This window comes from Rhodococcus sp. MT28, assembly GCF_058792695.1.
This window is the reverse complement of the sequence record NZ_JBXAFD010000006.1, coordinates 260,886-274,137: the sequence shown is the minus strand read 5'-3', so window position 1 is coordinate 274,137 and position 13,252 is coordinate 260,886. Positions and strand designations below refer to the sequence as shown.

Here is a 13,252-nt window from a genome sequence, read left to right as displayed (position 1 = left end):
GGGTTACTCCGCTCTTTCGTTGGTCAGCAACGGATCCCACAGTCGTCGGGCGAGAACTCCGAATCGAGTCGGTTCCTCGGCCCAGACGAATTCGTCGTCCGACGGCGGATCCGCAGCCAACTCCGCCAGTGTTCGAGCTTCTCCGAAAACGTAAGTGTTGCTTGGATCGATCATCTCGCCGTACTGCCCGGTCCACTGGGTGTCCGCACCGTTTGTCGCATCGTCGACCGACTCGCCACCAAAGCGTCGGCGCGCATATTCGGCTGAAGTCGCGGCCCACATCGGCAACGGGCGCTGCAGCCCCCGCTCCCGTAGGTCCACCAATTGCTGCAGTATCTCGACCGCATTGCCCGGCGCATCGAGCACCGACCGTGCCGCTGCGATCTTTCCCCGACCCCGTCCGATCGAGACTGCATCGAGCGGACCGGGTCGTCCGTGTGATTTCAAGGCGAGGAGATTGATCCAGGCCGTCATCCGATGTTTAGGCGCCAGTGAGGAATACGACGCTCGCACCACTGAATTGCCGTGCACACCGGTTACCGTTCCGGTGAGACGACGCCCGTTACCGAGGTCTATGTCGACGTCGACAGCTTCGGAGTCTCCGTCGAAGTGCGGCAAGGCAAGTCCGGCAATCTGATCGACCACCCATTCGACGTTGCCCAGAACCGTAGCGCCCAGGTTGTAGGGCGGCAGAGTGCCGCGGCGCCACTCGGCTGCACGAAAATCCGCAGAGCTGCGTCCAGCCAAGCGCGAGAGAAGCATTCGGTCACCCAGAGCCCAGGTGGACAGTGGATCGAGCTCGGTTGCCAGCGAATCCGCGATGTCGTCGTCGAGTTCCGGTACCCGGACGCCGAGGCGTTGGCGCAGAAAACCACGCGCGGGATGTACCAGGAAGTTCACCAAGTCGGCGAGGTTCACTTCCTTCGGATGCACCTCGGGTAGCTCGGCCGACAAGACTGTCGGCAATTCGACCGGTGTTCCGGAGGCAGCCCTCGCACCGGCCAGCGCTGCCGTGTCGAAGCTGAACGGCTTGTTCGGCGCGAAGTTTCGATTGTCGAACGATTGCAACGGATGCCGTGTCAGCACCCCGTTCACAGCGTCCGGACCTACCGTCGCACTGAGTACGTCGAGAAGGCCACTGAGGGGGATCGCCGGTGGTCTGACGACACCGGTGACCGGATCGGCACCGGTATACAACAGAATCAGATGCTCGCCCGCAGACATCACGGCATCAAGAAGCAGTTGCCGGTCTTCACTGCGCAGATCGCGCTCCCCCACAACGGGATCACGTGACAAGATGTCGTCGCCGTCGACTCCACCGGTTCGAGGGAACACCTCGTCGTCGAGTCCGATCAGCACGACCACGCGATGCGGTACCGAACGCATCGGAACCATCGTGCACACCGTCAGTTCGCCGGTTCGGAAGTTGGCACGCGTCGGTCTGCCCGCGAGGCTGCGCGAGAGCATCGCGCGAACATCGGCCAGACGTAACACCGTCTCTCCGCCGAATTCGACAGCAGCTACCAGTTCGCGGTGGGCCCCCGCGCTCTGCCAGGAATCTGCGGGCGCTGTGTCGGTCAGCAGATCCAGGGCCCGCATCAGCACACGAAGCCATTCGGCCGGTGAATGTGGGCCGGCAAGATCGCGAAGCGAGACGGCCAGGCGATCGACGAACTCTGCGAAACGTCCAGTCAGGTCGATGTCTGTGCCGTCCACGTCATCGAGTGGTAGCGCGAGATCCAGCCAGGCATTTTCCGATTCGTCCGCGCTGACCCCCAACAAGATTCGGTCCATGGCGGTGTTGAAGGTGTTCTGCGGAAATGCATCGAGGCCGAACGTGGCACGCTGCCGACTACCGATTCCCCAGCGAGCACCCGCTTCCGTCGTCCATTCCCGCAGTCTTTCCAACTCGTCGTCGCCCCACGAAAAACGTGTGCGGACAGGCTCGGTCGCGGCCAGGTCGAGAACCTCACTGGCTGTGGCCCGGCCGTCGGCCAATTCGAGGAGAGAGCCGAGAACGGCCAGGACAGGATTGGTCTGACGTAATCCGCGGTCTGCCAGCCTTACTCGAAGGAGATGCCCCGGGTGGCCATGGACGCCTTGCCCGAATGCAGCACGAACCAAAGGTGCGTACGTTTCGACGTCCGGGCACATCACGAGTACGTCGCGCGGCTGCAATGTCGGGTCGTCCTCGAACAATCGGAGCAGACATTCGCGGAGCACCTCGACCTGCCGTGCCGGCCCGTGGCAAGCGTGGACCTGAACTGTCCCATCCGGTTCCGCTGCAACCCTGGGAGCACGATCTGCGATGACATCGGCCTTGACCGTCGCCAGGAGGGATTTCGGGCCGGCTGGTTCGGGAAGATGCACCGACTCGAACTCGGCGGCACCGAGGCTGATCTGAAGTTCACGAACGTCGCGAGCAAGACTCGACAGCAACGGATTGGCGGATATCAGCGCTGACCCGTCTTCCGAACGTCGGATCGTGCTCTCACTTCGAGGCGGTATGCGCGAGCTCATCTTGGTCCACAGCGCGGGGCTGGGATGCGGGAGCCAGATGTGCACGTCCCGATTCGCACTGAGTGCGCTCAAGATCATTCGCTGATCGACCGGCAGCCGGGTCGGCCCGAAGACCGACAGACGTTCCGGTAGGTCGACCAAGGCCGGGTCCTCGACCAGCGCGCGGCTCACTTGCCCCAGTCGCTCTGCGGGCCCCGGAACGTCGATCTTGTCCGCGACGATGCACCACAGACGTGCCTGCCATTCGAAATCCTCCGACAGCGCCAATCCGTGTCCGTCGGTCAACCGCCCGGCGGCCCAGTCGATCAGCATCTGCGGGCGTTGCGCGGCATAACTGCGGAAGAGTTCGGTGACATGTGTGGCGGAGGCAAACCGTCGACCTTCACGATGGCCTTCGAGATGTTTCGCCAGGACTCCGCACCAGGGCTCGCCGAGGGACTCGTCGATCACATCGAGAACCATCCACACCAATCGCGTCGGCGACCATGGGTCGTCGTCAGCCGTGATTCCACTGACCGCGGCCACGGACTCCGCGACCAGGCGCGCGGGTGACGGAAACGCGATGTTCGCAGAAATTCCGTCCACTGCTGACGGTCCGGACGTGCCTAGCTGGGAGGACAGCCGCTGATTGAGCCAACGCTCGACGCCCTTGGCCGGCACCGCAACAGTTTCCCGGGCGAATGGATCCGACAGCGGGGTACGGAGGAGCGTGGCCAACGCCGAGACCAAGGTGTCCGAACGCTCGGCCCGGTACAACTTCAGCAATCTTCGCTCCCCTCACTCCGTCCAGACGTCCATCTCACCACGGCGCTGTGACAGGAGACGCCGAACCAGCCTCACGCAGCGGTGACGCGCAGGCAACATGACCGCAACCGGACGTTCGTACTGTGCGGGAATGACCAGTCCCGTCACCACACCTCGCCCCGCTGGAACCGGTCTCGACATCTCCGGCCTCGGCAAGACCTTCGAGATGGGTCGTCGGTCGGTGACCGCGCTGACCGACGTGTCCCTTCAAACCAGCGAAGGCTCTTTCCTGTCTCTGCTCGGGCCGTCCGGATGCGGGAAGTCCACCGTTCTTCGCATCCTTGCGGGCCTCGATAATCCGACGTCGGGAACGGCCCTTGTCAACGGGCAGTCGCCCGCCGAGTTACGCAAGCGCCGCGAACTCGGAATCGCCTTCCAGGATTCGGCTTTGCTGCCGTGGCGAACAGTGGCCTCCAACATCAAACTGCCCCTTCAGGTTGCCGGCATCGATCCCGACCCCGGACTGATAGCCGACCTGATCGCTCTCGTCGGCCTCGAAGGATTCGAGAAGGCCAAGCCCGCTCAATTGTCCGGCGGTATGCGTCAGCGTGTGTCGATCGCACGATCGCTCGTGGTCAAGCCGAGTGTCCTGCTACTCGACGAGCCTTTCGGCGCGCTGGACGACATGACCCGACAACGACTCAACATCGAATTGCTCAGGATCTGGACCGAGAAACCGGCGACCACGTTGATGGTGACTCACGGAATCGCCGAAGCCGTGTTCCTCTCCGACGTCGTTGCCGTCATGACGCCGCGGCCCGGACGCGTCCTCGAAGTCGTGCCGATCGACCTGCCGCGCCCGCGTACACCCGAGATGATGCGTACACCCGAGTTCCACGAGATCCACGACTACCTCTCCGGACTGCTCTTCGGAAAAGCAGGCGTCGCATGACAATTACCGATATCGAGAACGTCGCGACCGCGGCGGCGCAGCCATCTGTACCGCGCCGGATCCGATTTAGGCGTCCTACGTGGTTCGGCGGTGCAGTCGGTATCTGCGGACTGATCGTGCTCTGGTGGATTCTGGCGGCGGCCGGTGTTGCGGGAGGCACGATTCCGACGCCGTGGGTGGTTGTCTCGACGATGTTCGACGACGGTTGGTCGCTGTACGGACCCAATTTCACCGTCACGGCTTCCGGTGCGCTGCAGGGCTTTCTCTGGGGAAACCTGCTGGCGATCACGCTTGCCGTGCTTGTCGTCCTCATTCCGCCCATCGAGGGATTGGCCACGCAATTGGCGATCCTGAGCTACTGCACACCGCTGTTGGCGCTCGGCCCGATCATCCTGGTCGTCTTCGGCGGCCGGACCCCCACAATCTTTCTCGCCGCGATGTACTGCTTCTTCACCACGATGGTCGGCACACTCGCCGGCCTGAGATCGGCAGACAAGACGAGCCTCGATCTCGTCGCCGCCTACGGCGGTGGGCGTTGGCAGAAGTTCACCAAAGTTCAACTTGTGAGCGCACTTCCGAGCACCTTTGCTGCCCTCAAGATTGCTGCACCTTCGGCCGTACTGGGTGCAATTCTCGGTGAGTATCTCGGCGGGGTGGACAGCGGGATCGGCGTCGCACTAACGGCCGCTCAGACGTCGTACAACGTCCCGCGAACGTGGGGAATGGCTATCGCCGCCGCCTTGCTCGCCGGTCTGGGGTACGCCGTCGTCGCAGCGATCGCCCGGCTCGTCACCCCGTGGACGAGCGCTCCGGGAGCACAGAAATGACCGCGGTACGAGGAACATTGAGATTCCTCGCCCCGATTGCCATCGCCTCGGCGCTGTTGCTTGTCATCTGGGTGGTCTTCCTCAACGCCTTCCCCCAGGTCGGCCCGCGTGTGGGAAAGACGCCGGCCGACGTCTGGGAGTACCTGTTCTCCGGCCCAAAATCCGCCGACGCTCGTTCGGGCATCATCGACAACCTGTTCATCACTCTGCGCGACGCCGGTGTCGGCTTTGCCGTCGGAATGACTGCCGCGCTCGTGGTGGCATCGATCTTCGTCGTTTCCCGCACTGTCGAACAGACTTTCATGCCCGTTGCAATGCTTCTACGATCTGTTCCTCTCGTTGCGATGACCCCGATCATCGTCCTGATATTCGGCCGCGGAATCGTGGGTGTGACGGTCATGGTTGCGATAGTGGTGTTCTTTCCGGCCCTGGTCATGATCATGGTCGGTCTGCGCGCCGCTCCAGCTCAGGCACAAGACCTCATCGCTGCGTACGGCGGGAGTCGTTGGACCGCATTGCGAATGGTGTCCGTACCGTCCGCACTTCCGGCGGTGTTCGCCGCCGCTAGGGTGTCAGTGCCCGGCGCTTTGATCGGAGCACTGATCGGCGAATGGCTCGGTAGCGGTCAAGGCTTGGGTTCGAGCATGATCAAAGCCATTCCGCGCTACCAGTACAACGAATTGTGGGCATCTATCGTGGTGATCACCGTGGTGTCGATCGTCCTCTACGCCGTGGTCGGGATCTTCGAAAGCATCGCTCTGTCTCGTTTCGGTCCTTCGGCGGGCAAGTCGTGACATCTGTTAACACGACCTCAACAAACTCTCTCTCCCAAGCAAACTGAACGAAACCGACTGGCCCTAGTGTTCCGATTCATGACGCCATTCAAGCCCGTCCGCCAGCTGGACCGCAGGGCCTTCTTCCGCTACTCCGCGCTGACCGGCATCGCAGTCGCCGGTAGTGCGTCATTGCTCGCGTGTAGCAGTGACTCCAGCAGTTCGAGTGGCGGAACCACGGACGACGGTTCCGAATTCGGAACAGTTGCAGTGCAGTTGTCCTGGATCAAGAACATCGAGTTCGCCGGCGAGTACTTCGCTCTCGACAAGGGGTACTACAAGGATGCCGGGTTCGGGAATGTAGACCTGGTGGCAGGTGGCGCAGCCGGTACCGGCGTCGAAGCCGGCTTGGACACCGGCAAGGTGTGGATCGGAATGTCCGCACCGCAGCTCACAGCCCCCGCTGTGCTCGACGGACTGGAGGCGAAGATCGTCGGGGCCACGTTCCAGAAGAATCCGTTTGCGATTGTCAGTTCCGCTGCGGCACCGATCAACTCACCGCAGGACATGATCGGCAAGAAGATCGGCGTCCAGGATTCCAATCAGCTCGTCTTCGGAGCTCTCCTGGCAGCAAACGGCCTGACCGAAAGCCAGATGACGATCGTGCCCGCGCAGTTCGATCCGAGCCCCCTGGCAAACGGCGAGGTGGACGGCTGGGTCTCCTACGTGACCAACGAGCCGATCACACTGGCCGCCAAAGGTTTCCCCAACGCCCACTTCCTCTTCGCGGACTACAACCTGCCGTTGGTCGCCGAATCGTTCACGGTTCTCCAGTCCACCATCGACAACGAGAGGGACAAACTCAAGGCATTCCTGAAGGCCGAGATCCAAGGATGGAAGGATGCGGTCGCCGATCCGGCAGAGTCGGCACGGCTTGCCGTCGAGGTCTACGGCAAGGACCAGAACCTCGAACTCGAAGAGCAGATCAAGGAAGCCACCGCACAGAATGATCTGGTGGTGTCGGCAGATACCAAAGCCAACGGGTTGTTCACGATGACACCCCAACTGATCGAACAGAACATCGCGGCACTGTCGAAAGCGGGGCTGGAGATTACGGCGGAGCAACTGTTCGACATGTCGATCCTCGAGGAGGTGTACGCCGAGAATCCGGAGTTGATCTGACACTACGGCCGAATTTGAATCGGCCAATTGTGAACTATCCGACCCATTGTTGGAAGTGACGTCCGAACATATCTGGCTGTTGAAAATGAGAAGATCAAACGAGACCGGAGCCACACTGATACCGCAACATTGACGAACAAGCATCCTTCAACCCAAAAGGTTAATCAGATGGAAGTTCGTTCAGTGCCCACCATCATTCTGGTCACGCTCGGCCTGCTCTCACTTGCCTCATGCGGGAACACATTACCCAACGGCATATCCTCCACCGACTACGCCAAGGACGGCAGTTTCACAACGGTCGTGAGCACCGATCCCGGCAATCTTCACCCCCTGCTCACCAATTCGATCTCTGGTCAGGCGATCAACTCCTATACAAACGATTCATTACTGGCTACTGATGCGAAGACAGGTGCGACTGGCCCCTACCTCGCGGAAACGTGGTCAGACGCAGGAACGTCTCTGACTTTCACGCTCGAGAAGTCCATCACCTGTCAGGACGGGACGCCGTTCACTGCGCAGACCGCAGCCGACAACATCAATTGGATCGCAGATCCCAAGAATGGTTCCCCGTGGCTGGGCGTATCCGTGCCTGAATCGACTGCGGCCACGGCCGACGGTGACGTCCTAACAGTCACGACCGCAGAGCCCGCTCCATTTCTTCTCGAGCGGATCGGCGGACTCAAACTCGTGTGCAAGGCAGCGCTGGACGATCCGTCGAGCATCCGGAACGGCAGCAATGGAACCGGCCTGTTCCAAGTGACCGAAGTGGTGGCCAATGATCACGTGATGCTCGAACGGCGTGAGGGATACGAATGGGGACCTAACGGGGAAACCACCTCCGATACCCTAGGAGTGCCCAAGTCAGTCACAATCAAGGTTGTCTCTGATCCCGCAACCACCGCCAATCTCGTCCTCACTGGATCCGTGAACGCAGCAGCAATAGGTGGGCCCGATCGCGACCGAGTCGAATCAGTCGGCCTCGACTCGATGGACTATACGAGTTTGTCGGGTCAGTTCATTTTCAACAACAATGCAGCGTTGCCGACTTCAGACAAAGAAGTCCGAGCTGCACTTCTTCAAGCGATTGACCTCGAGGACTACACGGCGATCAATACTGGAGGCAAAGGCTCGCGTGCAACAGCATTGGCTGTAAGCGAGCCGCGGTCGTGTGACTACGACAGTGTGACCGGCGTCCTGCCGAACTTTGACGTAGAGGCAGCGAAAAAGAGACTGAACGACGCTGGTTGGCGGTCTGGCGGCGGCGGAATCCTGGCGAAGGACGGCAACCCGCTGGTACTCGATGTGGTGTTCAACAACTCTCGAGACACGTCTTCGGCAGCCGCTGAATACGTGTTGAATCGGTGGGAGGCACTAGGTGCACACGTCGAGCTACGCGGTGGTGACAACAACTTCGTCATTTCGGAAACCTACGGCGCCAAGGACCCCACATCATGGGACATCTCGATTGGACTTGCCGTTCAAAGTAGTGCGCCTAGTACATTCCTTCCATATTTTTCCGGCCCTACGCCCCCGGCCGGGGCCAACTTTGCAGGCATCGACAACCCCAAGTACGCCGAACTCGCCGCCGCCGCCTCGGTACTGCCGGGGCAGCAATCCTGTCCTGTCTGGAAGGACGCCGAGCAAGCGCTCTTTGCGGACTTCGACGTAGTGCCGATATCGGTCTCACCGAACTACATGTACTTCAACGGCGCAACATCCCTGTACGCACCGGCTGGCGGCATCCTCGTCGGCGCCGGTGTACGAGTACTGAGATAGCTGCGCTGCATGAGATTACGAAAAGACCGTGCGTAAATTGCTGCAATAGCAGACAGACGGGCCAATAGCCGTCGCTGGTGCCCGTCAAACGTGCGTTCCCGACATTCCAGTCCGAATCTCATCCGATTACCGGGCGACATTCACGTCGTCACGCTTTCAGGAAACGCGAGGATAAAAATCGATGACAAATGAACTTCAAAAGCTCGTCGATCAGTGGAGGGTCGAGGCGAACATCCCCGGCGTCTCGGTCGGCATCGTTCACGGCGACAAGGACATCGTCGTCACCAGTGGCATCGAGAGCGTCGAAACCCAACTCCCGGTCACCGACAAGACGATGTTCATGATCGGCTCCACCACAAAGGTGTTCGCCGCAACAGCCGCGATGGCACTCGTCGAGGACGGCCTACTCGATCTCGACACCCCGTTGGTCGAGTACGTCCCCGACCTGACCTTCGCCGACGAAACAGCCACGCGCACAGTCACGATGCGTCATCTCCTCACCCACACCGGCGGATTCACCGGCGACGCCGGCTTCTCGGCAGGCTGGGGCGAAGACGCCCTGGGACGCTCGGTTTCACGGCTGAACGAACTGCGACAAGAATTCCCCGTCGGAGAAGTCTTCTCCTACAGCAACTCCGGATTCGTTCTCGCCGGACATGTCGTGGCCAAGATCAGCGGACTGACCTTCGAAGAGCTGGTCAAGCAGCGCGTGCTCGACCCCCTCGACATGAAGAACTCGGCCTTCCTGCCCTGGGACGTGATGACCCACCGGTTCGCACTCGGTCACTACATCCGCGACGGTGTGCCGTTCGTGTCCAACGAAACCGGACTGGACCGCGGCATGATCCCTTGCGGCGGAATGTGGTCCTCGGTGCGAGACCAACTCGTCTGGGCACGTTACGCACTGTCTGGCGAACACCCCGGCGAAGGACAGCCGCTCGACGAGTCCACCCGGTTGTTGATGCAGAAGCCGCAGCGTCCCGCCGCGATGATGTTCGAGGAAGTCGGCCTGGGATGGCTGTTGACTCGGTACGGAACCACGCAGGTAGTACGGCATGGCGGAAACGTGAGCAACCTCCAGGTCTCCGAGTTCATGACAGTGCCCGAGAAGAACTTCGCCGTCACCGTGCTGACCAACGCCCTCGGTGGCGGTATCGGTGAGAAGATCGTCGACTGGTGCATGGACAATCTCGCTGAGTTGGCCGCGCCGGCATCCCTCGACGTGGTCGAGCCCGAACCGGCTGCCGTCGACGCGGTCTTGGGTAAGTACCGGGCCGGAGACCTGATGATGACCGTTGCCCCCGGTGACGAGGGAATCGGCGTCCGGATGGGTAGCGCGCAGGATCTCGGTGAATACGAGGACATCGTCTGGCCGCCGGCGATCCCGATCGTCTTCCTCAACGACCGTGACTTCGCTGCTCGCGCCGACACCACTCGGACGTTGGGCCGCTTCGTCACCGACGACACCGGTCGCGCAGTGATGCTCGAATTCCGCGGCCGCACGGCCAAGCGAGTGGCTTGACATGAAAACGGGCAGGGCGGTCTCGATCAAATGCGATTGAACTGAGCGTGGCCGCCTCGTCCACCTTCGCCGGTCTCCACATAGCCTGGAATGCCTCGGAGTTTCACCTGGCGAAGCATGATCGAGGTATACCCATCTACACCAAAGAACGGTGGGTCCAGCTGTATCCCATTCCACGGCTGTGGTTTTCATAATTGAGTTCACAACAACGTAAGGCATTCCCAAGGAGAGAACTCATGCTGAGATCGGCCAGAATACTCGTACTGAGCACCGTAATTGTTTCTTCTGCAATAGGTCTGACCTCTGGATGCCATTCCACTCAGACAACAAACTCGCCAGCAACGGCTGCCTCGGCCACCCGGTCAGACCGCGAAGAATTCGATGTGGAAGACGCCGCAATCGTCGATCTGCAAAACGCAATCGACGAAGGCCGCCTGACGTCCGAAGATCTCACCGCGACGTACATGGAACGAATCGAGACTCTCGATCCACAACTTGGTGCGGTTGTCACGGTGAATCCGGATGCAATCGATATCGCGCGATCCCGCGATCAGTCGCGCCGAGACCACGGTCCTCTCAGCCCTTTGGACGGAATTCCAGTTCTGCTCAAAGACAATATGGACACTGCCGACAACCAACCGACCACAGCAGGTTCGACTGCGCTACTCAACTCACGTCCATCCGACGACGCATTTCTCGTCGATCAACTGCGTAAAGCAGGCGCTGTAATCCTGGGAAAAACGAACATGTCTGAATGGGCGAACTTCCGATCGCCGATGGCGATCGCCGGTTGGAGTGCGACTGGCGGCCAAACACACAATCCTTACGTTCTCGACCGCAGCCCCTGTGGATCCTCGAGCGGGTCGGCCGTCGCTGCTGCGGCCAGTTTGGCCGCCGTCACTATCGGGACCGACACCGACGGTTCGATAGCGTGCCTCGCAAGTGTCACCTCAACGGTCGGCATCAAACCTTCCCTCGGATTGGTGAGCCGTTCCGGAGTTGTGCCGATCACCTCACGACATGACAGTCCCGGCCCGATGGGGCGCTCCGTGGAAGATGCAGCACTCGCATTGTCGGTGATATATGGGTCCGATCCGTCCGATCCGGACAGTGCTGACGTCGCCGGTTCCCTACCCGCAGATTTTCAGAACATGCTCGACCCAAACTCGCTCAGCGGCAAACGTATCGGAATATGGCGCGAGGGCCGGGCCGGGATCGATCCTGACGTCGACAGAACCTTCGATGCCGCCGTCGAACAACTACAAGATCTCGGCGCCACCGCTGTCGAGGTCAACATCACCACCGACGCCGACGTCGTCTCACAACATTTGCTCCCCGCAGTACTCACCGAGTTCAAACATGACATCAACCAATATCTCGCCAATACTCCCGGCGAACACCCCGGAGACCTGACCGGCCTGATCGAATACAACCGCCAAAATGCCCAGGAAGAGTTGACGGGTTTCGGGCAAGAGCTATTTGAAATGGCCGATCAGACAGATGGCAACCTCTCCGATCCCACGTACCGCGCCCACCGTGAAGCCGCGACCGGACGCGCACAAACGGCAATCGACGACGCTCTTGTCGACAACAACCTGGATGCGATTGTCACGCCTACCGAACTGCCGGCCCCAGGTATCGACTACCGAGGAGGGGGCGAAGGCCCACAATTTGCCAGTTCAACCCGCACTTCAGCGCTCGCCGGCTACCCGATGGTGACCGTCCCCTCCGGATACGCGCGCGAAGAGTTACCTCTCGGTCTTTCATTCCTCGGTACACGCCTCGACGACGCAAAACTGATCAGTTTCGCCTACGCGTACGAGCACGCTGCCCAGATCCGGAAATCGCCGAGCTATCTTCCGACCCTCCCGTAGCCGACTCTGGAACGTACGCCTCCAACACAGCACCGGGCAGCCGTGCCCGGTGCTGTGTTCTGCCAAGGAACAAGAATTGTTCGTCATCGGCCCCGTGTGCAGTGGAGTTCGTTTCGAGGGATGCTGACGGTGGCAGGGCCCTGAGCTGAAGAACAAGGACCAGAACATGGAACTCGAAGAACAGATCAAGGAAGCCACCGCACAGAATGATCTGGTGGTGTCGGCAGATACCAAAGCCAACGGGTTGTTCACGATGACACCCCAACTGATCGAACAGAACATCGCGGCACTGTCGAAAGCGGGGCTGGAGATTACGGCGGAGCAACTGTTCGACATGTCGATCCTCGAAGAGGTGTACGCCGAGAATCCGGAGCTGATCTGACTGCCGAGCGTCAGCGAACCTCCCGCGCGAGTACGCCCGAGATGAATAGCTGTACAAGGACCTCGGCCTTGTACCGGTCATCGGACCCAGCACCGATACAAAGGTTCCCGATGCCTTTGAGCACGTTGTACGCATCGACCCGCGAAGCAGTGCCAACGGACTCGAGCGCTGCCGCGAGGAGGGAGTCACATACCGGAACGAGGCGGTCGACGAAGTAGATATGCAGAGCGTCGGACCCGGCGCTGTCTCCTTGCAGTGCACCGGCGAGCCCATGCTTGGTTACCAGGAACTCCACGAACAAAGCCACCCATGCCCGCAAAGCCGCCTCGGGCGTTGCACTCTCCGCGAGCATCTGTGGGCCCGCGTCCGCACACGCCTCGACTTGGTGTCGGTATACGGCGACCACCAACTCGGGACGCGTCGGGAAGTGGCGGTAGATCGTCCCCATGCCGACGCCGGCCTTCGCCGCAATCTCCCGCACCGGAGCGTCGACTCCGGACTCCACGAACACTGCTGCCGCCGCGTCGAGCAGCGCCTGCTCGCTTCGACGTGGGCGACCGACTTGCTTGGGAGAGGCGACGCGCGACTGCTCGTCCTGGGCATCAGCCATGTGCACTCCTCGCTGACTCACAACATATGTTTGCATTACGGAACAACGCTCCGTAATGTTGCGGAGCGACGCTCCGATAAACAGTATCGC

Annotated in this window: 9 protein-coding genes and 1 pseudogene; 8 read left to right on the top strand and 2 right to left on the bottom strand. The window is 60.8% G+C overall.

What is annotated here, in order from left to right; translation table 11 throughout:
* Positions 1 to 3 precede the first annotated feature (3 nt).
* Positions 4 to 3,285 carry an exodeoxyribonuclease V subunit gamma gene (recC, locus tag AC1Q6C_RS23800; protein WP_492666845.1) on the bottom strand — a complete coding sequence of 1,094 codons (3,282 nt, stop codon included), beginning with the start codon at positions 3,283 to 3,285 and terminating at the stop codon, positions 4 to 6.
* Positions 3,286 to 3,382: 97 nt separating this feature from the next.
* On the opposite strand from recC, the gene AC1Q6C_RS23795 reads away from it, so the two are divergent.
* The 8 genes and pseudogenes from AC1Q6C_RS23795 to AC1Q6C_RS23760 form a co-directional block, all read left to right on the top strand.
* A complete protein-coding gene (locus tag AC1Q6C_RS23795; RefSeq protein WP_063315026.1) occupies positions 3,383 to 4,216 on the top strand; it encodes an ABC transporter ATP-binding protein in 834 nt (277 codons plus the stop codon).
* Positions 4,213 to 5,043: an ABC transporter permease gene (locus AC1Q6C_RS23790; protein WP_063315027.1), complete on the top strand. Its 831-nt coding sequence runs from the start codon at positions 4,213 to 4,215 to the stop codon at positions 5,041 to 5,043. The genes AC1Q6C_RS23795 and AC1Q6C_RS23790 overlap by 4 nt, the downstream gene beginning before the upstream one ends.
* The gene (locus AC1Q6C_RS23785; protein ID WP_003945590.1) at positions 5,040 to 5,837 is read left to right on the top strand and encodes an ABC transporter permease; all 798 of its coding nucleotides are present in this window, start codon (positions 5,040 to 5,042) and stop codon (positions 5,835 to 5,837) included. The genes AC1Q6C_RS23790 and AC1Q6C_RS23785 overlap by 4 nt, the downstream gene beginning before the upstream one ends.
* A gap of 78 nt (positions 5,838 to 5,915) precedes the next feature.
* Positions 5,916 to 6,998, top strand: coding sequence for an ABC transporter substrate-binding protein (locus AC1Q6C_RS23780; RefSeq protein ID WP_031332841.1), 1,083 nt, complete (start codon positions 5,916 to 5,918; stop codon positions 6,996 to 6,998).
* Between the two features lie 168 nt (positions 6,999 to 7,166).
* Positions 7,167 to 8,774 (top strand): ABC transporter substrate-binding protein, encoded by a 1,608-nt coding sequence (locus AC1Q6C_RS23775; protein ID WP_218695538.1) that lies wholly within the window; start codon positions 7,167 to 7,169, stop codon positions 8,772 to 8,774.
* 181 nt (positions 8,775 to 8,955) lie between these two features.
* A complete protein-coding gene (locus AC1Q6C_RS23770; protein ID WP_256933402.1) occupies positions 8,956 to 10,296 on the top strand; it encodes a serine hydrolase domain-containing protein in 1,341 nt (446 codons plus the stop codon).
* A 236-nt stretch (positions 10,297 to 10,532) separates the two neighbouring features.
* Positions 10,533 to 12,170, top strand: coding sequence for an amidase (locus AC1Q6C_RS23765; RefSeq protein WP_492666844.1), 1,638 nt, complete (start codon positions 10,533 to 10,535; stop codon positions 12,168 to 12,170).
* A 142-nt stretch (positions 12,171 to 12,312) separates the two neighbouring features.
* Positions 12,313 to 12,552, top strand: a pseudogene (locus tag AC1Q6C_RS23760) (ABC transporter substrate-binding protein); the annotation flags it as partial.
* Positions 12,553 to 12,562: 10 nt separating this feature from the next.
* On the opposite strand, the gene AC1Q6C_RS23755 reads toward AC1Q6C_RS23760, so the two are convergent.
* Positions 12,563 to 13,162, bottom strand: coding sequence for a TetR/AcrR family transcriptional regulator (locus tag AC1Q6C_RS23755; protein WP_007734129.1), 600 nt, complete (start codon positions 13,160 to 13,162; stop codon positions 12,563 to 12,565).
* Positions 13,163 to 13,252: the final 90 nt, after the last annotated feature.

Excerpts from the sequence above, each read along its gene's own strand:
- AC1Q6C_RS23775 (WP_218695538.1), top strand. The coding sequence starts at position 7,167 with ATGGAAGTTCGTTCAGTGCCCACCATCATTCTGGTCACGCTCGGCCTG.
- AC1Q6C_RS23790 (WP_063315027.1), top strand. The coding sequence starts at position 4,213 with ATGACAATTACCGATATCGAGAACGTCGCGACCGCGGCGGCGCAGCCA.
- AC1Q6C_RS23780 (WP_031332841.1), top strand. The coding sequence starts at position 5,916 with ATGACGCCATTCAAGCCCGTCCGCCAGCTGGACCGCAGGGCCTTCTTC.
- AC1Q6C_RS23770 (WP_256933402.1), top strand. The coding sequence starts at position 8,956 with ATGACAAATGAACTTCAAAAGCTCGTCGATCAGTGGAGGGTCGAGGCG.
- AC1Q6C_RS23795 (WP_063315026.1), top strand. The coding sequence starts at position 3,383 with ATGACCGCAACCGGACGTTCGTACTGTGCGGGAATGACCAGTCCCGTC.
- AC1Q6C_RS23765 (WP_492666844.1), top strand. The coding sequence starts at position 10,533 with ATGCTGAGATCGGCCAGAATACTCGTACTGAGCACCGTAATTGTTTCT.
- AC1Q6C_RS23755 (WP_007734129.1), bottom strand. The coding sequence starts at position 13,162 with ATGGCTGATGCCCAGGACGAGCAGTCGCGCGTCGCCTCTCCCAAGCAA.
- AC1Q6C_RS23785 (WP_003945590.1), top strand. The coding sequence starts at position 5,040 with ATGACCGCGGTACGAGGAACATTGAGATTCCTCGCCCCGATTGCCATC.